The sequence below is a fragment of the Pantoea sp. X-Soil-ISGK-275 genome, assembly GCF_059730795.1.
The window spans coordinates 36,664-61,494 of record NZ_AP035976.1 but is presented as its reverse complement, the minus strand read 5'-3'; the positions used below and the strand labels follow the sequence as shown (position 1 = coordinate 61,494).

Here is a 24,831-nt window from a genome sequence, read left to right as displayed (position 1 = left end):
AACTGTTTTAGCGCGGCGGATCGCGCGCGATTTAGAAGCTGGCGCTGACGCCAAGGCTGTAGATGAACTGCTCACCGCTGCTCACCGCACCGGTTTGCGCGAAGGAAGCAAAGGCAGCCATATTTTGCCCCAACGGCATATTGGCACCGACGCTGACATCCACCCAATTGTTTTCCCGGCCGTTCATGTCGTCAGCGTGTTCACGGGTGGGTGAAGGCAGCTCTTCATTCACCAGATGGCTGTAGCTCACCTGTGCCCACGGCGATATCCAGCCAAAGCTGGAATCCACGCGCCAGCCGAGCGAGGCAATATGCTCGGCATTATTGCTGTCCACGCGTTCACACTTCGGGCAGCTCAACGTCGAATCATCTACCGCAAACTGCGCCACCGGCCCGGTGCTCACCGCTTCACTCATCGGCATCGACCAACCGGCCGAATAGCGATTCACAAAGGGCGCGGCACCGACGCTGGCGGTTTCATTGTGCATCACCATCGCGAAGTCGTTCGGCGAATTGAGCGCAGCGTCAAACAGGTTGGCATCGGGATTTTCTGTCAACATCAGATGATTACTGGAAATTTTTTCAGCAAGTATTGCGTTGTAATCGGGCGCGCTATTCTGGCTCGACTGATCAAAGGCATAGGCATTCCCGGCCAGAAATAATAGCCACCAACCGCTAAAAACCAGCGCAATTTTGTGCTGGCCTGTCCGCTGACTTTTCTGCAACATGAAGGACTCCTGACGAGCCGGGAAGAGAGGGGCGTTTAGGTTTTATAAGATCTATATCGGCGCCCGTTGTATAACTATTAATCGAATTTGCTATACGTCAAGGGATCTATCGCTATTTCATATGCTAAGGGAGTGATGCAATGCAGCGTTGTGGCTGGGTAACTGAGGATCCACTGTATCTGGCGTACCACGATCAAGAGTGGGGCGTGCCGCAAACCGATAAGCGAGTCTTATTTGAAATGGTCTGTCTTGAAGGTCAGCAGGCGGGGCTTTCATGGATTACCGTGCTGAAAAAACGCGAAAATTACCGCCGCGCCTTCCATGAATTCGATCCTGATGCCGTGGCGTTGATGGATGAAAGCGACATGGAACGTCTGATGCAAAATGCGGGACTGATTCGCCATCGCGGCAAGCTGGAGGCAATAATCAACAATGCGCGCGCATTGCTGGCGCTGGAAGCCACCGGAGAGGACTTTTCGCGCTTTATCTGGTCTTTTGTCGACCATACGCCGATTTTGCACCGTTACGCGAATTATAAAGACGCGCCAACCACCTCCGAGCCCGCCATTGCGCTCTCTAAAGCACTTAAGAAGCGTGGTTTTAAATTCGTCGGTCCCACAACCTGCCACTCATTTCTACAGGCTTGCGGCTTAATTAACGATCATCAAACCAGCTGTTTCTGCCATCCTGATAATCTTTAAAGCAAAAGTTTACAAATTAAGACTGACCCTCACGCATTTCCCCATAATTGAACGGCATAATAGTGCCGTTTTGGGGCTTTTCCCCGTTTAAATCTGTGAGGGATTTTTCATGAATAAGCGTATTTTGGCGCTGACCTTGTTATTGAGCGGCAGCCTGGCGCTGTCGGGTTGTACCACCAATCCATATACCGGCGAATCGCAGGCGGGCAAATCGGGCATCGGTGCCGGCTTAGGCGCGGTGTTAGGCGCGGGCGTGGGCGTGCTGTCGTCGTCGAAGAAAGATCGCGGTAAAGGCGCGCTGATTGGCGCGGCATCCGGTGCGGCACTGGGCGGCGGCGCGGGTTATTACATGGATGTGCAGGAAGCGAAACTGCGCGACAAAATGCGCGGCACCGGCGTCAGCGTGACGCGTCAGGGCGACAACATCGTGCTCAACATGCCAAATAACGTCACCTTTGATTCCAACAGCAGCAACCTGAAACCGGCGGGCGCTAACACCCTGACCGGCGTCGCGATGGTACTAAAAGAGTATCCAAAAACCGCCGTGAATGTGGTGGGCTACACCGACAGCACCGGCACGCGCGCGCTGAATATGCGCCTGTCACAGCAGCGTGCTGACAGCGTCGCCAGCGGTCTGATTCTGCAGGGCGTGGCGCAGAACCGCCTGCGTACTCAGGGTTTAGGCCCGGATAATCCGGTCGCCAGCAACAGCACCGAAGACGGTAAAGCACAGAACCGTCGCGTTGAGATCACCCTCAGCCCGCTGAGCTAAAAGTAAAGCCGATCTGCGCCAGCAGGTCGGCTTTTATCACTCTTTTTCGCCACTTTTGACGCCACCTTTGTCAGAAAAAGCTAAAAAATTCGTAACTGATAGAGCCGCCTTTTCCTTTATGCTAGCGTGATCAAAAATTGATCAATGGGACGCTATCATGTCACTGAAAGCCATCGCCGCTACCCTTGGCCTCTCTGTTACTACCGTGAGCAGGGCGCTAAATGGCTATGACGATGTAGCGGCCGTCACGCGCAAACGCATTGAAGATGAAGCGCAAGCGCGCGGTTATCGTCCCAACGATGCGGCCCGTCGCCTGAAAACCGGGCGCGCCAATGCGGTTGGACTGCTCTTTCCCATCAGCCACGCCTCGCTCAATGACAGCTACTACAGCCAAATGCTGCTGACGCTGGATCAACGTCTCGCGCAGCACGATATTGATCTGCTGTTGCTACCCGATAAGCCGCAGGAGCTGCAACGCAAGCTGATTCGCATGCTGCGCAGCGGCGCCATCGATGCCCTGATTTTAACCCACACCATGCCGCAGGATGCGCGTTTGCAACGCCTGCAACAGAAAGGTTTCCGCTTCCTGACGCTGGGTCGCAGCGAGCTGCCGCAGCCTTACGCGTGGATTGATTACGATAATCACGCCGGTACTTTTCTCGCGGCACAACACTGCCTGCAACAAGGATGGCCGCGTCTGGCTTATCTCGGCAGTAACGAATCGGCGACGTATATCCTCGATCGCCGCCAGGGATTTATTGATGCGTTGATTCAGCATCAGGCGCCGGTCGATCAATCTCTGATGGCTACATTGCCCGCCACGCGCCGCTCCGGCTATCAACAAACCAATGCCTGGCTGGCCCAAGGCGATGCGCCGCAAGCGATCATTACCGATTGCAGCACGCTGGGTGAAGGAGCCGCGATTGCGCTGCAGCAAGCGGCCCGCCTGAAGGGCGCGCAGGCGATTCCGCTGTATGTGTATGATGGATTGCCGCCCGATTCGATTGTCGATCAGCCGGTAAACGCCATTCTGCAATCATCCCAGCAGCACATTGGCGAGCGCATCGCCGAAATGGTGCTGCAACTGCTGGATGATGCGCCGCTGAGCGAGCTGCAAACGCTCTGGCAACCGGTGCTGCGACTCACTTCAGACACGCAATGATTGCGACTGGCCTGAGCTGTGTTAGTCTTCGCCTGTTTCTTTTCAGCAGGTGTAAGCAATGAAAACCAGGCCGCCACGAGCCACAATCAGTGACGTTGCCCGTACGGCAAAAACCGGTAAAACCAGCGTTTCCCGCTATCTGAATGGCGAAGTGAATCTGCTCTCGCCCGATCTCAAAGCCCGTATCGAACAGGCCATCGCCGAACTCAACTATCGTCCCAGCCAGATGGCGCGTGGACTGAAACGCGGCCGCACGCGTTTGATTGGTCTGATCATTGCCGACATCACCAATCCTTACTCGGTTGACGTGTTGAGCGGCATCGAAGCGGCGTGCCGTGCGCAGGGCTTTACTCTGCTGATGTGTAACACCAACAACGAAGTCGATCTCGAACAGCATTACCTGCAACTGCTCAGCAGTTATCAGGTGGAAGGCATTGTGGTGAATGCCGTGGGCATGCATGAAGAAGTCCTTAATCGCCTGCAACAGTCGATGCTGCCAATGGTGTTGATCGACCGTAAAATTCCCGATTTCGCCTGCGATATGGTGGGGCTCAACAACGTTGAAGCCTCCACAATTGCGACTCAACATTTGCTGGATAACGGCTATCAAGCCCTGCTCTTCCTGAGCGAGCCACTTGGCAGCGTCAACACCCGCCGTGAACGTCTGCGCGCCTTCTACGACACGGTGAACAGCGCGCCACAGATTGCGGCAGAGAATGCCGAAGTGGCGCTGCATCAGCCCGACGCGCTGGAAAAACAGCTGCGCGCGTTCCACCAGCGCCATCCTGACAAACGCTGTGCGGTGATCGCCGCCAACGGCGCGCTGACCTTGCAAGTGGCGCGCGCGCTGCAGCGCCTTGAGCTGCGCTGGGGCGAAGCGATTGGCCTGCTGGGCTTTGACGAACTGGAATGGGCGGCGCTGGCGGGCGTCGGCATCACCACGTTAAAACAGCCCACCTGGCAGATTGGTTACGCCGCGCTGGAACAAGTCATTGCACGCATTGAAGGCAGCGAGCAATCGATCAGCGAACAGCTCTTCTCCGGCGAGCTGATCGTGCGCGGCTCCAGCCAGCCGCTGCGCTAACCTCCCCTTTTATGGCTCACTTCGTGAGCATGATCATAATTTCACGGTCTGCCTCTTCTCTTTGGAACCGGTTCCATTTAGGTTTTTTATAACGAATGGGATGTGGTCATGCCCGGAGAAACGTGATGAAACCAGAAATTATTGTTGTAACTGCCGCATACGGCGCGCAGAAAGTAGCAGAGTTGGGTGGCCAGACCGCGCTGTTGCCGCTGATCAAACAGGCGGGCGCGGATGGCGTCGAAATCCGTCGCGAGCTGTTCAACGAAAACGAACTCTGCCTGCTGCACGCACTCGGCAATGCGATTTCCCAGCATCAGCTGAGCGCCAGCTATTCCGTGCCGGAAGCGCTGTGGCTGGATGATGGCGCGCTGAATCCGCGTCTGGCGCAATTCCTGCAGGAGGCCGAACAAATCGGCGCTAAGCGCCTGAAAGTGGCGCTCGGTCATTTTGTGGAGCTCGATGCCAGTGCGCTGCGCGCTGTGTTGAACGCCTCAACGGTGACGCTGGTGGTGGAGAACGATCAAACCCCGGACAGCAAACTGGCGCCGATGCTGCGCTTCTTCCATCAGGCTTGTGATGCCGCATTGCCGCTGGATATGACCTTCGATATGGGCAACTGGCAGTGGACCGGCGAAGACGGTTTGCAAGCCGCCGCGCAACTCAGCCGCTACGTTAGCTACATCCACGTTAAAACGGCGGTGCCGCACGGTGAGACTTTCCGCGCTATCGCGCTGGATCAGGCCGACGATAGCTGGCGCTCGCTGCTGAACGCGCTGCCAACCGACGCACCGCGCGGCATCGAATTCCCGCTGGAAGGCGCGGATTTGCTGGCGGTCACGCGCCATTACGTTGACCTGCTGCGTGCAGCGTAAGGAGCCGATGATGACGCATAAAACGCTGGATGTGGTGACGATTGGCGAAGCGATGGCGATGTTTATCGCCCAGCAAACCGGCGATCTCGCCGCAGCGGAAGGCTTCGTCAAACGCATCGCCGGTGCCGAACTCAACGTGGCGATTGGCCTGGCGCGTCTCGGTTTGCAGGTCGGTTGGGTGAGCCGCGTCGGCGACGACAGCTTTGGTCGCTTCACGCTGCAGCAGCTGGAAAAAGAGAGCGTCGATCACCGCTGCGTCACCACCGACGCACGCTATCGTACCGGTTTCCAGCTCAAATCCCGCGTCGATGACGGCTCCGATCCGGAAGTGGAATATTTCCGCAAAGGCTCCGCCGCCAGCCATCTGTCGCCCGACGATTTCAACGATGACTACTTTGGCAGCGCGCGCCATCTGCATCTAAGCGGCGTGGCGGCGGCGATCTCCGACAGCTCACTTGTCCTGGCGCAACATGCGGCAAAAGAGATGCGCGCGCGGGGCAAAACCATCTCCTTCGATCCCAATCTACGCCCGGTGTTATGGCGCAGCGAAGAGGAGATGCGTAAGCAGCTCAATCATTTAGCGGAATATGCCGATTGGGTGCTGCCAGGCGAAAAAGAGGGTTTGATTCTTACCGGCTATCGCCAGCCGGAAGCCATCGCCGATTTCTACCTCGATAAAGGGGTAAAAGCGGTGGTGATCAAAACCGGTGGCGACGGCGCCTGGTACAAAACCGCTGACGGCCAGCAAGGCCAGGTCGCACCGATTCGTGTCGAGAACGTGGTCGATACTGTCGGTGCCGGCGACGGTTTTGCTGTTGGGCTGATCAGCGCGTTGCTGGAGGGAAAATCCCTGCCGCAAGCGATTCTGCGCGGTAATAAAATCGGTTCGCTGGCGATTCAGGTCGCTGGCGACAGCGAAGGCCTGCCGACGCGCGCGGCGTTGGGTGATTATTGATACTCACGACAGTCGATGCGTTTTTGTAGGGTCGCCATTTATGGCGACCTCCCGACAAAGATTTAAAAAATATCTGTACCTACTACAACTATATTGCGAGGCGCATCCCCTAAATGCGTCCACCTCAACCAGAGGAGTCACCCATGAAATCGCAGACAATCGCGCCAAAACGCTGGTGGTTTATCATGCCCATCGTGTTTATCACTTACAGTCTGGCGTATCTGGACCGGGCGAACTTCAGCTTCGCCTCTGCCGCAGGGATAAATGACGATCTTGGCATCACCAAAGGCATGTCATCGCTGCTGGGCGCTCTGTTCTTCCTCGGCTACTTCTTCTTCCAGATTCCCGGTGCGCTGTATGCCGAACGTCGCAGCGTGAAGAAGCTGATTTTCTGGTGCCTGATTTTATGGGGCGGCTGCGCCTCGCTGACCGGCGTGGTCAGCAACATCCCGATGCTGGCGGCGATCCGCTTTGTGCTCGGCGTGGTGGAAGCGGCGGTGATGCCAGCGATGCTGATCTATATCAGCAACTGGTTTACCAAATCCGAGCGTTCGCGCGCCAATACCTTCCTGATCCTCGGTAATCCGGTCACGGTGCTGTGGATGTCGGTGGTCTCCGGCTATCTGATTGAATCCTTTGGCTGGCGCGAGATGTTTATCATTGAAGGCATTCCGGCGGTGATCTGGGCGGTTGCCTGGTGGTTCCTTGTGCAGGACAAACCAGCCCAGGCCAAATGGATGAGTGAAAGCGAGAAAGCCGCGCTGCAGGCGCAACTGCAAAAAGAGCAGGAAGGCATTAAAGCGGTACGTAACTATGGTGAAGCGTTCCGTAATCGCAACGTGATCCTGCTGTGCCTGCAATATTTTGCCTGGAGCATCGGCGTGTACGGTTTCGTGCTGTGGCTGCCGTCCATTCTGCGTAACGGTTCGCAGATGGGCATGGTGGAAGCCGGTTGGCTGTCAGCGGTGCCGTATCTGGTGGCGACCATTGCGATGATCGTGGTGTCGTGGGCCTCCGATAAAACCCAGAACCGTAAACTTTTTGTCTGGCCGCTGCTGCTGATTGGCGCACTGGCATTCCTTGGTTCGTACCTGGTCGGTTCCAGTAACTTCTGGCTGTCGTATACGCTGCTGGTGATTGCCGGTGGTGCGATGTATGCGCCGTACGGTCCGTTCTTCGCCATCATTCCGGAGATGTTGCCGCGCAACGTCGCCGGTGGTGCGATGGCACTGATCAACAGCATGGGCGCACTCGGTTCCTTCGTTGGATCGTGGATTGTAGGCTATCTTAATGGCGCGACCGGTTCGCCTGCCGCCTCCTACATTTTCATGGGTGCTGCGCTGTTGGCCTCGGTCTGGCTGACGTTGATCGTCAAACCGGCGCAGAATAAAACATCGCCGCCGATGCATGGCGCAAAGCACGCGTAATCAATTCGGGAGGCCTCAAGGCCTCCTCACCATTTCATAGGGAGCAAAAGATGAAACCTGCTGTGATTCTTTATAAGAGCCTGCCAGATGACCTGCGCACCAAGCTGGATGCCCATTTCACCGTCACTGAAGTGCATGATATTTCCCCGGAAACTATCCAGAAACACGCGGCGCAGTTCGAACAGGCGCAAGGTTTGCTCGGCTCTGGCGGCAAAGTGGATGGTGAGCTGCTGGCAAAAATGCCCGCGCTGCGCGCCTGCTCCACCGTGTCGGTGGGTTACGACAACTTCAACGTAGACGCGCTGAATCAACGCAAGGTGTTGCTGATGCATACGCCAACCGTGCTGACCGAAACCGTCGCCGACACCATGATGGCGCTGGTGCTAAGCACCGCGCGTCGCGTGACCGAGCTGGATAAGTGGGTGAAAGCCGGCGAGTGGAAAAAGAGCATCGGCCCGGATCATTTCGGCATCGATGTGCATCACAAAACCCTTGGCATTCTCGGCATGGGCCGCATCGGCCTGGCGCTGGCGCAGCGTGCGCACTTTGGCTTCGGCATGAACATTCTGTATAACGCGCGCCGTCAGCATGAAGAGGCGGAAACCCGCTTTGGTGCGCGTGCCTGCGATCTGAAAACCTTGCTGAAAGAGAGTGATTTTGTCTGCATCAGCCTGCCGCTGACCGAACAGACGCACCATATGATTGGCGCGGCGCAGCTCAAGTTGATGAAGCCAAGCGCAATTCTGATCAACGCCGGTCGCGGTCCGGTAGTGGATGAGCAGGCGCTAACAACGGCCCTGAAAGACGGCACCATCCACGCCGCCGGTCTGGATGTGTTCGAAGTTGAGCCGGTGCCTGCCGATGCCGAGATTTTGACGCTGCCGAACGTGGTGGCGCTGCCGCACATAGGTTCCGCCACCCATGAAACCCGTTACGGCATGGCGCGCGACGCGGTAGATAACCTGATCGCCGCCCTGAGCGGCAAAGTCGAGAAAAACTGCGTTAACCCGCAGATCCAAGGCTAAGCTTGCCGTTTACCCATTGCGCCTGCCTGCGGCGGGCGCTATGGTGGTTCCCCATTCGATTTCACAACGTTTTAACTTCCTATGTCCTTTTCTCAGTTCGGCGACAAATTTACTCAACACTCCGGCATCTCACGTCTGATGGAAGACATGGGTGAAGGCCTGCGCACGCCCGGCACCATCATGCTTGGCGGCGGTAATCCGGCGCAGATCCCGGCGATGAATGACTATTTCAACCAGTTGCTGATGCAGATGCATCAGGACGGCAAGCTGAGCGAAGCGCTGTGCAACTACGATGGTCCGCGCGGCAAAGCGCTGCTGCTGGATGCGCTGGCGAAGATGCTGCGTGACGAACTTGGCTGGCCATTAACCGCGCAAAATATTGCGCTGACCAACGGCAGCCAGAGCGCGTTCTTCTATCTCTTCAATCTGTTCGCCGGACGTCGCGCCGACGGCAGCAAAAAGCGCGTGCTGTTCCCGCTGGCACCGGAATACCTCGGCTACGCCGATGCCGGTCTGGAAGAGGATCTGTTTGTCTCCGCCAAGCCCAACATTGAGCTGCTGCCGGAAGGCCAGTTCAAATATCACGTCGATTTCGATCATCTGCCGCTGAATGATGATGTCGGCCTGATTTGCGTATCGCGCCCGACTAACCCAACCGGCAACGTCATCACTGATGACGAACTGCTGCAGCTGGATGCGCTGGCGCAGCAGCACGGCGTACCGCTGCTGATTGATAACGCCTACGGCGTGCCGTTTCCCGGCATCATCTTTAGCGAAGCACGTCCGCTGTGGAATCCCAATACCATTCTGTGTATGAGCCTGTCTAAACTCGGCCTGCCGGGCGCACGTTGCGGCATTATCGTCGCCGATGAGAGCACAATAACCGCCATTGGTAACATGAACGGTATTATCAGTCTGGCGCCGGGCAGCATCGGTCCTGCTATTGCCAATGAGATGATTGTGCGCGGGGATCTGCTGCGTCTGTCGGAAGAGGTGATCAAGCCGTTCTATCAGGCGAAAGTGAGCGAGACGATTGCGATTCTGCGCCGCTATCTGCCAGAAGATCGCTGCCTGATTCATAAACCCGAAGGCGCAATTTTCCTCTGGCTGTGGTTCCGCGATCTGCCGATCAGCACCGAAACACTGTATCAGCGCCTGAAGGCGCGCGGTGTGCTGATGGTGCCCGGCCACTTCTTCTTCCCCGGCCTGGAACACGAATGGCCGCATACCCATCAATGCATGCGCATGAACTATGTGCCAGATGCGGAGAAGATTGAGCGCGCGGTGCAGATATTGGCGGAAGAATTGGAAAGCGCATTTAGCGATTAATCGGGCAGGTCGCCGATAATCGTGCGGTGTTCGGCCAGGTCGCCATAAATGGCGACCCTACGGGGTGATTTTGTAGGGTCGCCATTTATGGCGACCTCCGCATCAATTCGCTGGCAACGACAGCTGGCACCACTGCGCCAGTTGCTGAATCGCCTGCTCCACTTCGGCATTCCAGCCAAAACCAGCGTTGAGTCGAAAACAGTGATCGTAGCGGTGATCCGTGGCAAAAATGTGCCCCGGCGCGATACCGATGCCCGCATTGCGCGCCTTGAGAAACAGCGCGCGCACATTCAATGCACCGATCGGCATTTCCACCCACAACACATAGCCGCCTTCAGGGTCTGAAACCCGCGTACCCGGCGGGAAGTAGCGCAGCACCGCCTGACGCATATGCTGGATTTGATTCTTCAACTCACGCCGTAGCTTACGCAGATGCGCATCGTAGCCGCCGCTGCGCAGCAGTTCGGCAATCGCCGCCTGCGACAATACCGACGTGCCCATGCTGGTGGTGTATTTCAGCGAGGCGATTTTGCGCATGTAGTTGCTGCTGTGCACCCAGCCAATGCGAATGCCGGGCGCGACAGTTTTCGAGAAGCCGCTGCACAAAATAGCGTTCGGGCTGAAGGCGCGCATCGGGAACGGGCGGCGCTCGCCGAATGCGGTATCGCCGAAGATATCATCCTCAATGATCACCACATCGTTCTCGTCGGCCTGACGCGCAATATAAGCTTTCTGCTCGTTGGGAATGCTTTTGCCCAGCGGGTTATTGATGTTGTTGATAGTGAGATAGGCCTGCACCGCCTTACGCTTGAACAGCGCGGTGAGTTTCTCGACATTAACGTAGCCTTCCGGCCCGGCTTCCACCTCAATCACCCGCAGATTGAGGTTATGCAGCATCTGCAGCAGCACAAAATAGCAGGGTGATTCCACCGCGACGATATCGCCCGGCCGCGTAGTAGCGCGCAGCGCCAGCGAAATCGCTTCAATGCAGCCGTTAGTGATCAGGATGTCATCAGCGTTGATATTGCAGCCATAATCCACCGCGCGGCGTGCAATTTCATTTTTCAGCGGCGCATAGCCGGTGCCCTTCACGGTGTTGCCGAGCAGCGCCGGTTTGCTGTATCCCATCTGGCGCATCAGCAAACCAATCTTCTTCACCGGATAGAGTGAGATGTCGCCGTTGGCCAGATCCAGCCGCACGCGGCAGTCTGAACCGAGCATCGCCAGATGCAGCTCGGTTTGCTCGTCGAGCGGCGCCACTTCGCGCGCTTGCTCGTTGATCACCGTGGGAAACGCTTTATTAGCAGGTCGCGGGGCGACAAAAAAACCAGACTTGGGACGCGCCACCGCGTAGTGCTCATCCTCAAGGGTACGTAATGTTTTCAGCGCGGTGGTCATGCTGACGCTGTACTGCGTCGCCAGCGTGCGCACCGACGGTAAACGGCTGTCGGGCGGCAGCGAGCCGCTGTGAATGGCTTGTTTTATCTGCTCTGCGATTTGACGGTAACGACTGCCCTGTTCCGTTTCACCCGCCATCTGTTCCACCCTATTTCGTCCGGATCTGTGCGTTTTCACCAGATTACATTCAAAGTACTTTAGGCTGCATTAGTTAATTGATAACCATACGCATTAGTTGCAGTGCCGCTTCCGACTAAAAAATTCATTCCGTAGCACCTTCGTGGCCCATTTCCCGTCTGTTGCCGCCAGCACGGCAGCAGCGACTTTATTAGCCAAAGGATGAAGTGAAAAATGAATAATCTGTCCACCATGATGCGAGAGATGAGTGGATATCTCACTCCGACGATTATCGATTCAGCGCAACACTGTTCACGCCGTTTACTGGCCGCACTTCCCGATGCCGCGCACCCGGAAAATAACCGCGTGCTGCTGGCCTACGGCGGCGGCAAAGACAGCAGCTATATGGTGGCGTACGTACGCTACATTCAGGGGCTGATCTGGCAGCAGCACGGCACCACCTTTCAGCTACGCATCAGCACCAACCGTCATGCGGCGATGAACGACAGCGTGATGGAGAATATCGATCGCGTGTATCGCGCGCTGCACATCCCCGATGATGACTTTACCGAATGTCTGGTGACCGACGGCCTGCAAATCCGCCACTTCGATCGCCATTTACCGATGCCCGACAGCGTGCGCCAGCAAAATCGCAACGATGTACTGATGAATGGCCACCGCTTCCGCGCCGATGCGCGCTCTACCTTTTGTAACGCCTGCAATCTCAGCATGGTGAACTCGTTTGGCCTGGCGGCGCATTACGACGGTGGCGTTGATGTGATCATCACCGGCGATTCGCCGCAGGAACAAACCGCTTATCTGGCATGGGCGCGCCATCTTTCGCGGCTGTTTGATGCGCCGGTGGCGGATAAATCGCGCGGCTTTAGCGGCTTCCTGCAGACGCTGGATGGCGTGGCCGAGCGCTATTTCGCCGATATTTACGGTGCCGATCAGGTGACGCCCGCGCACCGTATCACCTGGCAGCTGGAACGCGATCCGCTGTTCTTCAACATCTATCAGGACACCGCGTATGAAGCTGGCGCGCACTGGGCGCTGCTGACCGAATTTATGCATTTCCGCTTTGATGAACTGATGTTCAGCTTCTCCGAATCGGACTGCGGTAATCCGACGTTAATGGCACATATTCGCGGTCTGCGAGCGGAGACGCTGTTGCAGCGCAGCTACGCCGAAGGCATTCGCGAATATGTGCGCTTTGCGCTCGGGCTGATGGTGAAAAAGGATTTCCCGCCGCAGCTGATCGATGAGATGGCGGCACGCTATCAGGACGATGAGGCGATTAAGCGCGCCCGCCAGCGCGCTGCGCAGTTCGCCGAACAAGCATTCAGCCTCAATGAAACCCAACTGGTTTGCATGATCTATTCGCCGTTTATCGCCGAAGGCCATCAGCTCAAAAGCTGGCTGCAGCAGTTGGTCGATGCGCCGGACGAAGCGGCGGTGCGCGCCCTGCTGCGCGGCGAAAGCGACGATCTGTTGCTGGCGCAGCAGCTGGAGCAACTTTCTGGTTTGACCGTGGCGCAGATGCGTCACTGCTGGCGCAGCGCGCAGGTGAGTTCACTGCTGGACGATCAGCGCGGCGATGCGCTTTCGCGCGTGCTGCGTTTTGACCCGCACAAAGCAGTGATTCAGGTGAATAACGGTGTCATGCAAGACGTCGTCACTGAAGTGATCTCCGGGCGTTAACCCGGTAAGGCAACGCGATGAGAAAGATTTTCCTGCAGATTGGCGCCACCCGCGACGGACAAAATCCTTACTGCGCGGTGGCCAAACGCGAGGGCTACTTTACCGTGCTGGCGGAGATGGGCGACTTCGTCGATTACCAATCGCTGAGCATCCCGTTGCCGTTCGATCTGATTGTGCGGCTCGATCGCCCGGAAAATCCGTGGGATGTGCTGCAAGCCTGTTTGCATGCCGGGTTGATGGAACATCCTCACGTGGTGCTGGCCGGCTTTGAAGCCTACAACGCCAGCGCCGGTCGCGTGCGCGAACTGCTGGCGGGGCCCGACGCCGGTGTGAGCTTTATTCCGCCAGATAAGTACGCGCAGCGTATGGCGTTGCGCAAAGCCTGGCAGCGCTTTCCGCAGCCGGAGTTTCGCTTTTTTGCCTCGCCGCTCAGTATTCGCGATGCGCGTGAAGCGCTGCTCTATCCCTGCGTGATCAAGCCGGTTGATGGCGGCGGCGGCCTTGGCATCTGGCTGGTGAAAGAGGCCAGCCAGCTTGATGCGGTGATCGGCAAGCTGGTCGATACCATGAATTACGGCGGGCGCGGCTTCAGCGGATTTATCGTTGAGAGCTGGCTGGCGGGCGATGAGTATTCGCTGCAAGGCGTGGTGGCGGACGGCCACGCCGTGGCGCTGACCTGCTGCCAAAAGGTGATCGAACACCATCGCGATGCCGATGGCTGCGTCAGTTTTTACGAATCCGGTCATGTGGCGGTCGCGGCGCAACAGCTGCCCGCCAGCTTTAGCAGCCTGATGAGCTTCTGCTGCGAAACCTTCGGCTATCGTCAGGGCGCGTTTCACATCGACTTTATTATGGTCAACGGCGAACCGCATTTCCTCGAAATGGGCTTCCGCCTTTCCGGCATGGGCGTGGTGAATCTGGTGCAGGAAGTCACCGGCATCAACTGGGCGGAAGTGGCGTTCCACATCGAAGCCGGTCACGGCATGCCGCCGCTGCATTTTCCGCCGCAGCCGCAGGCGGTGGGCCGCGTGCGTTTGCGTCAGCGCCTGCAGTATGACGCGGCTGAACGCTGGATCGAGCAGCATCAACGCGGTCAGCTGTTGCCGCCGCTCAATCTGCCGGCGCTGGCGGTTTCGCCGCGCTCTTCGCTGTATGCCGATTTAACCCGCCACGCCGGCATTCTCGCCACCTTCCGCCTCGCCGCTACCAGCCGTGACGAAATTCTGGCGGTGTTCCATCAGATCCTTGAAGTCTCATCGCTCACCACACGGAGAGATTTACTATGTGCAGAATGATCGTGGCGCACGGCCAATTTGATGCCGCCGCAGTGCTCGACGCCGCGCGTGCCATGAGCTGCGGCGAGACCGCCACGCACGAAGGTCCGATTAAACAGCATCCCAACGGTTGGGGCTGTTTATGGCTGGAACAAGGGCACATTCGCACGCTGCACGGCACCGGCACTTTCGCCGATGCGCTGCCGACCATTGATGTTGATCGCCTGCGCGGCCGCTTTCTGGCGGTGCATGTCCGCCACGCCACGCTGAGCAAAAATCACGGTATCGAATTTTCCCATCCGCTGTGGCGCACCAGCGGCGCAACGCAGTGGTACATGATGCATAACGGTTTTTTGCCCACCGTTTATCAGCAATTGGGCATGGCGGAGTCGCGTTTTGATTCCGCTGAGTATCTGGAATATATGGTCGATCGCGCCACGCCCGCGGATTTCACCCGCGATTATCTGCGCGACAAGATGGCGCAGGTCGCGCCGGGCGGCAGTTCGGCAAACGCCATTTTTGTCACCCGCGATAAAGCCTGGGCGTGGCAATGGCATCCCGACGATACGCCCTATCCCAACTATTTCACGCTGCACCGCTTACAGAACAACAACACCACATTTATCTCTTCTGAACCTACTTCAGCACTGGGCACGGCGTCTGAATGGCGTCGTATGAGTAACCATGAACTTCATGAGTTTCCTATTGGGGAGTGATCAACATGGCGATTTTCAATCAGATCCGCGTTATTCATCCGAACATGTTTGTGGAAAGCACCTGGCTGGATGACATCGTCACCGCGCGCGTGCCGTTGCTGGTATTACGTAACTTCCTCACGCCGGACGTGCGCGCAGCGGTGGTCGATGATTTACAGCAGTGCCGCGAACAGGTGCGGGTGTCGCACTATCCGAACGGCGCGCTGACCACGCTTGGCCCTTATCTGGCGAAGCACACCGCAGCACCGGAAAACTACTTCACCGAGCTGCGCGATATCCAGCCCGCGCTGCCGCCGTCGCTGCACTGCCTGCGCGATCAGATCTACAACTGGGTGAAGCACGCGCTGCGCCTGGAAAGCCTGCAAACCGCCAACGAACCTGAATTGGGCGATTACGCCGGTTCGATTGTGCGCTTCCATGCTAACGGCGTCGCCAATCCCCTGCATAACGACAACATCGTGCGCGATGCCGCTGGCAGCGGATTGGCGGTGACCCACATCCTGCATCAACTCAGCTGCGTGGTCTGTTTGCAGGAGTGCAACGCCGGCGGCGAGCTGCGCATCTTCAATAAGAAGTGGCAGCCGGTGGATGAGTATTACAAAACGCCGGGCGAGCTCGGTTATCAAACCGGCGTCATTGAGCACAGCGAGGTGTGCGAGTTCTCACCGCGCAGTGGCGATATCTATCTGTTTAACCCTGCGTTTTATCACGAAATTGATCGCGTGGAAGGCGACACGCGCATCACCATGGGCTTCTTCTTTGGCCTGACCGACAAAAAAATGAAACACGCCATCGCCTGGAGTTAACGCCAGGTTTTCGACGAGGAGACGAGCATGAATACCTATGAAAAAGTAGCGGCCCTGCTGGATCAGCATCAGGCGCGTTATCGCGTGGTGGAGCATGAAGCCATCGGCCAGACCGACCTGATTAGCGAGATTCGCGGTAACGATCTCAATCAGGCGGCCAAAGCGATGGTGCTGGAAGTGACGATGCCGGATGGCGCGGATGCGCGCTATCTGCTGGCGATTGTGCCGGGCGACTGCAAGATCAACTTCAAAAGCGCCGCACGCGCAATTGGCGGCAAGAAGTCGAGCTTTGCGCCGCCAGAGAAAGCGCAGGAGTTAACCCAGTGCGTGATGGGCGCGGTGCCGCCGTTTAGTTTTGATGACCGGCTGGCGCTGCGCGTCGATGCGCGCCTGCGCGACGTCGGCACGCTGTGGTTCAACGCGGGCGCACTGGATCGCTCCATTGCTTTACAGGTGGATGATTTCTTTCAGATTGTCGGTGAAGAATGTTGTGCCGAGATCGCGACACCGGTAACGGTAACTGCCTGATTACGGCAGGAAGGAATGAGTATGTCAGTTAAAGATATGTTGTTAGCCCTGCTGGTTGTGGTGGCGTGGGGCGTGAATTTTGTGGTGATTAAGCTGGGCCTGCAGGACATGCCGCCCTTCTTGCTGGCGGGATTGCGCTTTAGCCTGGTGGCATTTCCGGCGATCTTGTTTGTGAAACGTCCGGCGATTCCGCTGCGTTGGCTGGTCGTCTATGGCATGACCATCAGCTTTGGTCAGTTCGCTTTTCTGTTCCTTGCCATCAAGCTGGGCATGCCGGCAGGATTGGCGTCGCTGGTGCTGCAGGCGCAGGCCTTTTTCACCTTGCTGTTGGGCGCGCTGTTCCTGGCGGAGAAGCTGCGCTGGAATCACATCGCCGGCATTTTAGTGGCGACGCTCGGCATGTTTATGCTGGCGACCGCAGGCATGGCAGGCCAAACCACGGCGGGCATTACGCTCACTACCATGATGCTGACGCTGGCTGCGGCGCTGTCGTGGGGGCTCGGCAATATCACCAACAAAATCATTTTGCGTAACCGCAAAGTGCCGGTGATGTCGCTGGTGGTGTGGAGTGCGCTGGTGCCGATAGTGCCGTTTTTTGCCTGCTCGTGGCTGTTCGATGGTAAGGCGGCGATTGTCACCAGCCTGCTGCACATCTCGCTGCAAACGGTGTTGGCGCTGATCTATCTCGCCTTTATCGCCACCATTGTCGGTTACGCGATTTGGGGTAACTTACTGAGTCGCTATGAAACCTGGCGCGTGGCTCCGTTGTCGCTGCTGGTGCCGGTGGTGGGCATTCTCAGCGCGGCGCTAATTCTCGGTGAAACCTTGTCGATTCAACAGATGATTGGGGTTTCAGTGATCATCCTTGGCCTGCTGGTGAACGTGTTTGGCGGCATGGTCAGTCAGCGATTATTGGTGCGCACCTAAACAAAAACGCCGCTTTTCAGCGGCGTTTTTTTCAACTCACATCCTGATTACAGGATTTCGATACGACGCGGTTTCGCCTCTTCCGGGACGATGCGAACCAGATCGATGCTCAGCAGACCATTCTCCAGACGCGCATCGCGCACCGTGATGTGATCGGCCAGCTGGAATTTGCGCTCGAAGTTGCGCTCGGCGATGCCCTGATACAGGTACTTACGCTCCGGCTGCTCTTCAGGATGCGCACCGCGCACCACCAGCACGTTGTCATGCGAGGTGATATCTAACTCGCTCTGGGCAAAGCCCGCCACGGCAATGGTGATACGGTAGAAATTCTCATCCACCAGCTCAACGTTATACGGAGGATAGCCACCATTGGCCTGGTTTTGGTTGGACTCAAGCAGGTTAAACAGGCGATCGAAACCAATGGCAGAACGATAAAGTGGAGAGAGATCAAAATTACGCATAATAAGACTCCTGATATTCAGCAAGTTTAGGCAACCTTCCACCATGGACAGGTTGTGCAGCCCGTTGTTGTCCCTTCCGGCAACAACAACAAGACCGTTCCTTAAAAGTGGGTGCAGCCTGGTCGCTTTCAAGGGCTGATGCGTATTTTTTTACAGCAAATTTGACGATATGACATACACTCAGGGGACCAATCGCCTGAGATCCAAGACCTAGCCATAGAGCTTTGCTTAACGTCAGGTGAAACACTCCAGCCAGGGCCATGCCATGACTGAAGGGATGATGATGATGAATATGATGAAACGCTTTCCGCTCACAGCTGTGCTGGTTTGCAGTACCTTCGTTACTTCGGGCTGCTCCAGCGTTATGTCTCACACCGGCGCCAGTCAGGGCTACTACCCCGGCACGCGCGCCAGCGCAGAGATGATCACTGACGACAACACCAGCTGGGCGATCAAGCCGCTGGCGCTGATCGATCTCCCGTTCTCAGCGGTGATGGACACCGTGCTGCTGCCGTGGGATTACTTCCGTTCTGACGACGATAAAAGTAAGGATTCCATCCACGAGCGCGTGATGCAGAGCGAGAAAATGGCCGGCACGCAAGCCAGCCTGGCGACCGCGGCGGCTATGCCCGTGCAGCCGCATTAACGCAAAACAGCTGCCGCCAGCCGTCTACTTCCCGCATATAAGCGATCTTTTCCCCATCCGGTGACCAAACCACCGCATCACCGGATGGCGCTTGATCGCTACGTGGTGTTAAGCGCGTACATTTCCCCGTCGCCATCTCACAGCGCATCACACTGTTATCACAGATAAAACTTATCGCGCCACCTTGTGGATGCCAGCTAAACGCCGACTGAATGCTGCTTGCTAGCTGCGTCACCTGACGCGGCTGACCGCCATTAGGTGAAACCGTCCACAGCTGAATCACGCCCTGATCGTCCGCCAGCAAAAAGGCGATGGCGCTGCCATCCGCTGAGGCGCGCAGCCAGTGACGCGGTTGCAACGCCAGGCCGTTGGTGTGCGTGATGCGGCGCTGCTGCACGCCAGCTGGCGGCGCAGGCAATTTATCCGCCGTGCCCTGCAAGGGCGATGCGCCAGCTTTGGCGTAATCGGCTAACGCGGCGGGCAGATCCACCACGAACACCTCCGGCACTTTGTCGCCGTTCGCGCCGCGCGTATCGCCGATAAAGGCGATGGCCCAGCGCTGCCAGCTGCCATCTGCTTTCTGATAGCCTTGATTCCCGATCCAGCACTCTTCATAGGCGCGGTCAATCTGGTCGCTGCCTGGCTGTGGATCGCGCTGCGTCTGGCTGACCACCACACAATAATGGCTGCCCTCATATTCACGCGGATGCTGTTTGGGCGGACACACCGGATGCAGCGGCACGGCCACGCCGACGTTACGCAGATCGTCGCCGGCCTCTTTTTCATGCATCACATGATCGTTGTAGGTAAAACTCAGGCGCGAACCGTCCGGACTGAAGACGTGAACATGCGAGCCACCGCGCAGCGCGCCGGGCGTGTAAGGCGCGGTGATATCGCAGGCGTCGAGGTTCTCAGCGATGCCGTGCTGCACGATCACGCCGCGACGGTGATGGAAATCGTAGTGCCAGTGCGCATCCGGATGTTCCGGGCCATGAATGCAGACGTAACGCGGCGGCAAATCCGGACTGACGGTGACCACGCCAACATGCGCGCCATCGCGCGCCTGATACAGCACCTCAACGGCGCCGCTCACCACGTTGACGCGCTCAATGGTCAGGCTGGTAAAAGAAGCGCCGGAAGGCCGTACATCAAATGCCAGCCACTGGCTGTCGCCGGTCCAGACGTTGATGTTGGTGAGTTGATGATGACGCGCGGCAAAGGTGATTTGTTTTTCTGACATGAGGCAACCTTCCATCAAACTGTTGCCGGATAAATTACGTGATTTAGCGATGCGAATAAACCGGGTTGCGGTTATTGTGCGGTTATCTGCAAGGTCGCCATTATCGTGCGGTTGTTGGCCAGGTCGCCATAAATGGCGACCCTACGGGGTGTATTAACCTACGCGTTTTACATCACCGACTAACAGGATGTAGGACAGTGCGCCGATCAGCGCCACCGCCGAGATATACACCAGCGCTGGCGCAAAGCCGTAATCCTGCGCCAGATAGCCCACCACCAGCGGCACGGTGATACCGCCCAGGCCGCCAACAAAGTTGAACATGCCGCCGGTCAAACCAATCAGACGCACCGGCGCCAGCGAGGAGACCAGCGACCAGGTAATTGAGGCGAAGCCGTTGCCGAAGAAGGCGATCGCCATCAGCGTCATAATCCAGATGGGATCATTGGTGTAGTTCGCGCCCATGATGCAGGTGGAAATCAGCAGGCCGCAGATGATCGGTGTTTTGCGCGCAAAACCCAGCGAACGGCCGCTGCGCACCAGACGATCGGCGACGATACCCGAGAGAATCACGCCAACGAATGCCGCGAGGAAGGGCACGGTGGTCATGAAGCCCGCGGTGAGCGCCGCGATGTGTTTTTCCTGCGTCAGATAGTTCGGGAACCAGGTCAGGAAGAACCACAGCGTGGATGTCACGGCGAACTGGCCAAGATAGACGCCGCACAGCTTGCGGTGAAACACCAGTTTCCAATCGGCGGCGGTGAGTTTGGTGCGGGTCTTCTTTTCGCTCGGCGCATCGCCATCCACCATCGCGCCGCCTTCGCGGATGTATTCCAGCTCGGCTTTATTAATGCCTTTGCTCTGGCTCGGCGCCTGATAGAACTTGATCCAGATGAACGACCAAACAATGCCGATGCCGCCGGTAATAATGAACACCCAATGCCAGCTCAGCAGTTCCTGAATCCAGATCAGCAGTGGTGTGAGGAAAGCCAGGCCGACAAACTGACCGGACGTGTAGAAGCCGACGGCGGAAGCGCGCTCCTGCTCCGGGAACCAGCTGGTTACCAGACGATTATTGGTGGGGAAAGCCGGCGCTTCAAATATGCCGGTAATCGCACGCAGACCAATTAACGATAATAAGCCGGTGGCGAAACCTTGTAATAAGGTCGCAACCGACCAGCCAAAGATGGCAATAAAATAAGTTAAGCGTGAACCTACGCGATCGAGGAACCAGCCGCCGGGAATCTGGCACAGCGTATATAACCAGGCGAAGGCCGAGAAGACATAACCCATTTGCGCTTTGGTAATACCGAACTCTTCCTGTATATGCGCGGACGCGACAGCTAAATTAGCGCGATCGACATAACAAATGACCACCGTAATAAATATCATCAGTAGCGTGATATAGCGACGGCGCGTCGGTTTGGCCTGAACAGCAGAGAGATCCATGGTGTTTCTCCGTAATCGTTTTGCCGTTTAGGCGCGACAGAGCACGCCCCGGCAGATGTAGGGTAGCGATATCAAAGGTAAAACCGCGTCAACGGTAAATAAGCTGTGCCGGGAAACAGGCTGAGCGAAGCCCTATGCCCTATTTCACCGGCATATAGATATTTTCAAATGACTATTTTTAGTACGTGTTAATTACCATTCGGCAACTGAACCGTCGGGGAATCTCCAAAGCGGGTTTCTCCAGTCAGGTGCATTTTTACTGCGCTCGATCACCAGCTCTTCATTAATTTCCACGCCGAGGCCCGGTTTATTTAACGGATAGAAATGACCGTCATCCATTTTAAAATCGTCTTTATTGATCACGTAATCGAGCAGTTCAGCGCCCTGATTATAGTGAATCCCCATGCTCTGCTCCTGGAACACCGCATTGCGTGAGACGAAGTCAACGTGCAGGCACGCGGCCAGCGCGATCGGGCCCAGCGGACAGTGTGGAGCCAGCGCCACATCGTAAGATTCGGCCATCGCAGCAATTTTGTAGCACTCGGTGATGCCGCCCGCGTGTGACAGATCCGGTTGCAGAATCGCCAGTCCACCCGCTTCCAGCACGCGTTTGAACTCAAAGCGCGAGAACATGCGTTCGCCAGCGGCGATGGGAATGTGAGTTTGCGCCGCCAGACGCGGATAATATTCCGCCTGCTCCGCCAGCACCGGCTCTTCGATAAACAGCGGGCGATACGGCTCCAGCTCTTTGATCAGTACTTTTGCCATTGGCGCGCTAACGCGGCCGTGGAAATCGAGGCCAAACTCAATCTCTTTACCGAAGGCTTCGCGGATCTGCGCCACGGTATTCACCGCGTCATCGACTTTGCGCGCGTTATCGATAATGCCCATCTCTTCGCAGCCGTTAAGCTTGAAGGTATCAAAACCGATGGTGCGCAGTTTCTTGATGCCATCAATCACATCCGCCGGACGATCGCCGCCCACCCAGCTGTAGGCTTTGATGCTGTCACGCACCAAACCGCCCAGCAGTTGATAAACCGGCACGCCGAGCGCTTTGCCTTTGATATCCCACAATGCCTGATCTATACCGGCGATGGCGCTCATCAGAATCGGGCCGCCGCGATAGAAGCCACCGCGATACATCACCTGCCATAAATCGTTGATGCGCGCCGGATCCTGACCAATCAGATATTCCGACAGCTCATGCACCGCCGCTTCTACGCTGCGCGCGCGGCCTTCAATCACCGGTTCGCCCCAGCCTACAATGCCTTCGTCCGTTTCGATTTTCAGGAACATCCAGCGCGGCGGCAGGCGATAAGTGGTCAGTTTGGTAATTTTCATCGTACAGCGTCCTTATATGCAGCAATAAATGCGCGAGCCTGTTCCACAGTGCGCGACAGCGGTTGGCCGGCGCGATAGAGATCGCTGCCCAGACCCGCGCCAATGCAGCCTGCGGCCATAAATTCATGCAGGTTTTCCGGCGTCACGCCGCCCACGGCAAACACCGGCACTTCCGGCGGCAGCACGGCTTTCAGCGCTTTGATGTAGCCCGGCCCAAAGGCTGACGACGGGAAAATTTTCAACGCCTGCGCACCGGCCTGTAAGGCGGCAAACGCTTCGGTCGCGGTGGCGCAACCGGCGGCGACGATCATCCCTTTGGCGACCGCCTGGCGGATCACGGCGGCATCGGTGTTCGGCGTGACGACTAATTTGCTGTTCAGCGTCGCCAGCTCATCGACCTGCGCCGGATTCAGCACCGTACCGGCACCAATCAGCGCTTTATCGCCGAAGGTTTTCACCATCGCGCCGATGCTTTTCGCCCACTCCGGCGAGTTAAGTGGGATTTCAATCGCATCGAAACCCGAGTCAATCAGTGCGCCAACGTGCGCTTCGGCTTCATCCGGCGTGATGCCACGCAGAATGGCGATCAGCGGGACTTTAGTTTGCCAGGACATTCGCAATACTCCTTATTCCGTGCTGGAAAGCACGATCGCCTTCCAGCGTGACTGAATCCATGCCGATAAACTGCAGCGCCTGCTGATAGCGTTGCGCCAGCGCGCTCCCGGCAATAATGATGATCGGTTGGCTGGTAGCGTCGGCCTGTTGCGTCATCAGCGCCACTTCGTGACCAATCAGCAAGCCTGAAAGAAAGTCACTGATATGGCGGCGGTCGCGTGCGCCGAGCACGTGAGAAGCGCGGACTTCAAACAGGCGCGAGAGAATCGAAGCATCGTTGCTGCCGACTTGCACGCCTTCGCGGAAAGCTGCCGCGTTCTCTTGCTGCTCGGGTAAACCCGCGCCAATCAGCGACTGTTTCAGCAGCAGATGATGCAGTTCGCCGGTCATCACGGTGCGGAAATCCAGCACGCGATCCTGTTCCATCTGCACCCATTTAGCGTGCGTGCCTGGCATCACGTAGAGCGGCGCAGGTTGCAGTTCCACCGCGCCGAGCAGCTGCGTCTCTTCACCGCGCATCACGTTGTAGTTGTCAGCACGTTCCACACTCAATCCCGGCACGATCCACGCTTTCTCCTCAACGCGCGTCAGGCGGCCAGCGATTTCGCCCAGCGCCACCGGACAGGAGAGATACGGCACCGACAGCCAGCCGGCATTGCTGCCCACCATGCCCGCCATCACCACCGGCACGTCGTTGACTGGCCAACCCGCAGTGACGCTAGCAAATACTTCAGCTGGCGTGCGATCGCCAAGGCGCGTAACGCCAGCTTCAGAGCGGCGCTCATCAATACAAACGCCGGCTTGATAATGCCAGGCGCGCAGGTTGGTTGAGCCCCAATCAATCGCGATATAGCGGGTCACATAATCTCCTTGAGTCGCGCCGTTGAGCTGGCAATCATCGCTTTCGCCGCCTGCTCAGCAGCATCGCCATCCTGATGACGAATGGCATCGAACAGCGCTTTATGTTCGGCGAGCGTGCGCGGCATGTTGCCTTCGTCCGCCATGTAGGTTTGCGCAAACACCGCTTTTTGCAGCTGGCTGATCGCCACGTTGAGCTGCTGCAGCACCGGATTGTGTACCGAATTCAGCACCGCTTCGTGATAGCGGATATCCGCATCATTAAAGGCATCACGATTGAGGTGGTTAGCCACCATGTCGTTGTACGCCTGTTCAATCGCAGCCAGATCGCTTGAGGTGGCGCGTTCAGCAGACCAGCGCGCAATCTGCGGCTCAACCAGCACGCGCACTTCGTTCATGGCGGCAATCAGACGCGGGTCTTGATCGTGCGCCAGCGCCCACTGCAATACGTCGCTATCGAGATAGTTCCAGTGATTGCGCGGCGTGACGAACGCGCCGCGATAGCGCTTCATCTCCATCAAACGTTTCGCCATTAGCGAGCGAAACACTTCGCGGATGATATTGCGCGAGGTGCCGAAACGTTCACACAGCTCAGCTTCGGCGGGTAACGCCGCGCCCGGTACAAATTTGCCGGCCACAATCTCTTCACCCAGCGTCAGGATGATGCGCTCTGTTTTGCTTAATTGTTCTTGCGTCATGATGT

Annotated in this window: 25 protein-coding genes; 16 read left to right on the top strand and 9 right to left on the bottom strand. The window is 57.2% G+C overall.

What is annotated here, in order from left to right; all coding sequences use genetic code 11:
* Positions 1-31: 31 nt before the first annotated feature.
* Positions 32-727, bottom strand: coding sequence for an autotransporter (locus AC6I8A_RS00295; protein WP_256697927.1), 696 nt, complete (start codon positions 725-727; stop codon positions 32-34).
* A 140-nt stretch (positions 728-867) separates the two neighbouring features.
* On the opposite strand from AC6I8A_RS00295, the gene AC6I8A_RS00290 reads away from it, so the two are divergent.
* The 9 genes from AC6I8A_RS00290 (at position 868) to AC6I8A_RS00250 (ending at position 10,054) form a co-directional block, all read left to right on the top strand.
* Entirely contained in the window at positions 868-1,428 is a 561-nt protein-coding gene (locus AC6I8A_RS00290; protein ID WP_256697926.1) for a DNA-3-methyladenine glycosylase I, read from the top strand.
* A gap of 109 nt (positions 1,429-1,537) precedes the next feature.
* On the top strand, positions 1,538-2,200 hold the full coding sequence (locus AC6I8A_RS00285; RefSeq protein ID WP_008105270.1) for an OmpA family lipoprotein: 663 nt from the start codon (positions 1,538-1,540) through the stop codon (positions 2,198-2,200).
* Positions 2,201-2,357: 157 nt separating this feature from the next.
* Positions 2,358-3,362: a LacI family DNA-binding transcriptional regulator gene (locus AC6I8A_RS00280; protein ID WP_265301446.1), complete on the top strand. Its 1,005-nt coding sequence runs from the start codon at positions 2,358-2,360 to the stop codon at positions 3,360-3,362.
* 58 nt (positions 3,363-3,420) lie between these two features.
* Positions 3,421-4,446 carry a LacI family DNA-binding transcriptional regulator gene (locus tag AC6I8A_RS00275; RefSeq protein ID WP_265301444.1) on the top strand — a complete coding sequence of 342 codons (1,026 nt, stop codon included), beginning with the start codon at positions 3,421-3,423 and terminating at the stop codon, positions 4,444-4,446.
* Positions 4,447-4,571: 125 nt separating this feature from the next.
* Complete coding sequence (locus tag AC6I8A_RS00270) at positions 4,572-5,318, top strand: sugar phosphate isomerase/epimerase family protein (RefSeq protein WP_265301442.1); 747 nt, start codon at positions 4,572-4,574, stop codon at positions 5,316-5,318.
* 7 nt (positions 5,319-5,325) lie between these two features.
* Positions 5,326-6,273: a sugar kinase gene (locus tag AC6I8A_RS00265; protein ID WP_497817848.1), complete on the top strand. Its 948-nt coding sequence runs from the start codon at positions 5,326-5,328 to the stop codon at positions 6,271-6,273.
* Positions 6,274-6,416: 143 nt separating this feature from the next.
* On the top strand, positions 6,417-7,700 hold the full coding sequence (locus AC6I8A_RS00260) for an MFS transporter (protein ID WP_256697921.1): 1,284 nt from the start codon (positions 6,417-6,419) through the stop codon (positions 7,698-7,700).
* Positions 7,701-7,750: 50 nt separating this feature from the next.
* Complete coding sequence (ghrB, locus tag AC6I8A_RS00255; RefSeq protein WP_497817847.1) at positions 7,751-8,725, top strand: glyoxylate/hydroxypyruvate reductase GhrB; 975 nt, start codon at positions 7,751-7,753, stop codon at positions 8,723-8,725.
* A gap of 81 nt (positions 8,726-8,806) precedes the next feature.
* Entirely contained in the window at positions 8,807-10,054 is a 1,248-nt protein-coding gene (locus AC6I8A_RS00250) for a valine--pyruvate transaminase (RefSeq protein WP_497817846.1), read from the top strand.
* A 102-nt stretch (positions 10,055-10,156) separates the two neighbouring features.
* Here AC6I8A_RS00250 and AC6I8A_RS00245 read toward each other — a convergent pair whose 3' ends face one another.
* The gene (locus tag AC6I8A_RS00245) at positions 10,157-11,590 is read right to left on the bottom strand and encodes an aminotransferase-like domain-containing protein (RefSeq protein ID WP_497817845.1); all 1,434 of its coding nucleotides are present in this window, start codon (positions 11,588-11,590) and stop codon (positions 10,157-10,159) included.
* Between the two features lie 213 nt (positions 11,591-11,803).
* Here AC6I8A_RS00245 and AC6I8A_RS00240 point away from each other — a divergent pair, with 213 nt between their 5' ends.
* Genes AC6I8A_RS00240 through AC6I8A_RS00215 form a run of 6 tightly spaced genes read left to right on the top strand, consistent with a single transcriptional unit; the run spans position 11,804 to position 17,521 of the window.
* Positions 11,804-13,270, top strand: a complete 1,467-nt coding sequence (locus AC6I8A_RS00240) for a hypothetical protein (protein WP_497817844.1) — start codon at positions 11,804-11,806, stop codon at positions 13,268-13,270.
* A gap of 17 nt (positions 13,271-13,287) precedes the next feature.
* Complete coding sequence (locus tag AC6I8A_RS00235) at positions 13,288-14,565, top strand: ATP-grasp domain-containing protein (RefSeq protein ID WP_497817843.1); 1,278 nt, start codon at positions 13,288-13,290, stop codon at positions 14,563-14,565.
* Positions 14,553-15,260: a class II glutamine amidotransferase gene (locus AC6I8A_RS00230; RefSeq protein WP_497817842.1), complete on the top strand. Its 708-nt coding sequence runs from the start codon at positions 14,553-14,555 to the stop codon at positions 15,258-15,260. The genes AC6I8A_RS00235 and AC6I8A_RS00230 overlap by 13 nt, the downstream gene beginning before the upstream one ends.
* 5 nt (positions 15,261-15,265) lie before the next feature.
* Positions 15,266-16,066, top strand: coding sequence for a 2OG-Fe(II)-dependent halogenase WelO5 family protein (locus tag AC6I8A_RS00225; RefSeq protein ID WP_154156943.1), 801 nt, complete (start codon positions 15,266-15,268; stop codon positions 16,064-16,066).
* Positions 16,067-16,093: 27 nt separating this feature from the next.
* Positions 16,094-16,594: a YbaK/EbsC family protein gene (locus AC6I8A_RS00220; protein ID WP_497817841.1), complete on the top strand. Its 501-nt coding sequence runs from the start codon at positions 16,094-16,096 to the stop codon at positions 16,592-16,594.
* A gap of 21 nt (positions 16,595-16,615) precedes the next feature.
* Positions 16,616-17,521 carry an EamA family transporter gene (locus AC6I8A_RS00215; RefSeq protein WP_293795534.1) on the top strand — a complete coding sequence of 302 codons (906 nt, stop codon included), beginning with the start codon at positions 16,616-16,618 and terminating at the stop codon, positions 17,519-17,521.
* Between the two features lie 47 nt (positions 17,522-17,568).
* Here the strand turns inward: AC6I8A_RS00215 and ibpA are convergent, their stop codons facing one another.
* Positions 17,569-17,982 (bottom strand): small heat shock chaperone IbpA, encoded by a 414-nt coding sequence (ibpA, locus tag AC6I8A_RS00210; RefSeq protein ID WP_008105285.1) that lies wholly within the window; start codon positions 17,980-17,982, stop codon positions 17,569-17,571.
* A 286-nt stretch (positions 17,983-18,268) separates the two neighbouring features.
* Here ibpA and AC6I8A_RS00205 point away from each other — a divergent pair, with 286 nt between their 5' ends.
* Positions 18,269-18,628 (top strand): YceK/YidQ family lipoprotein, encoded by a 360-nt coding sequence (locus AC6I8A_RS00205; RefSeq protein ID WP_293795770.1) that lies wholly within the window; start codon positions 18,269-18,271, stop codon positions 18,626-18,628.
* Here the strand turns inward: AC6I8A_RS00205 and AC6I8A_RS00200 are convergent.
* The 6 genes from AC6I8A_RS00200 to AC6I8A_RS00175 form a co-directional block, all read right to left on the bottom strand.
* Positions 18,606-19,868 carry a YidR family protein gene (locus AC6I8A_RS00200; RefSeq protein WP_497817840.1) on the bottom strand — a complete coding sequence of 421 codons (1,263 nt, stop codon included), beginning with the start codon at positions 19,866-19,868 and terminating at the stop codon, positions 18,606-18,608. The two genes, AC6I8A_RS00205 and AC6I8A_RS00200, sit on opposite strands and share 23 nt — an antisense overlap.
* A 153-nt stretch (positions 19,869-20,021) precedes the next feature.
* Positions 20,022-21,314, bottom strand: coding sequence for an MFS transporter (locus AC6I8A_RS00195; RefSeq protein WP_256697908.1), 1,293 nt, complete (start codon positions 21,312-21,314; stop codon positions 20,022-20,024).
* A gap of 192 nt (positions 21,315-21,506) precedes the next feature.
* Positions 21,507-22,655, bottom strand: coding sequence for a galactonate dehydratase (gene dgoD / locus AC6I8A_RS00190; RefSeq protein ID WP_007893527.1), 1,149 nt, complete (start codon positions 22,653-22,655; stop codon positions 21,507-21,509).
* Positions 22,652-23,269 carry a 2-dehydro-3-deoxy-6-phosphogalactonate aldolase gene (locus AC6I8A_RS00185; protein WP_256697907.1) on the bottom strand — a complete coding sequence of 206 codons (618 nt, stop codon included), beginning with the start codon at positions 23,267-23,269 and terminating at the stop codon, positions 22,652-22,654. Before AC6I8A_RS00185 ends, dgoD begins: the two co-directional genes overlap by 4 nt.
* On the bottom strand, positions 23,253-24,131 hold the full coding sequence (locus AC6I8A_RS00180; protein WP_497817839.1) for a 2-dehydro-3-deoxygalactonokinase: 879 nt from the start codon (positions 24,129-24,131) through the stop codon (positions 23,253-23,255). Before AC6I8A_RS00180 ends, AC6I8A_RS00185 begins: the two co-directional genes overlap by 17 nt.
* A complete protein-coding gene (locus AC6I8A_RS00175; protein ID WP_479490351.1) occupies positions 24,128-24,826 on the bottom strand; it encodes a FadR/GntR family transcriptional regulator in 699 nt (232 codons plus the stop codon). The genes AC6I8A_RS00180 and AC6I8A_RS00175 overlap by 4 nt, the downstream gene beginning before the upstream one ends.
* Between the last annotated feature and the right edge of the window lie 5 nt (positions 24,827-24,831).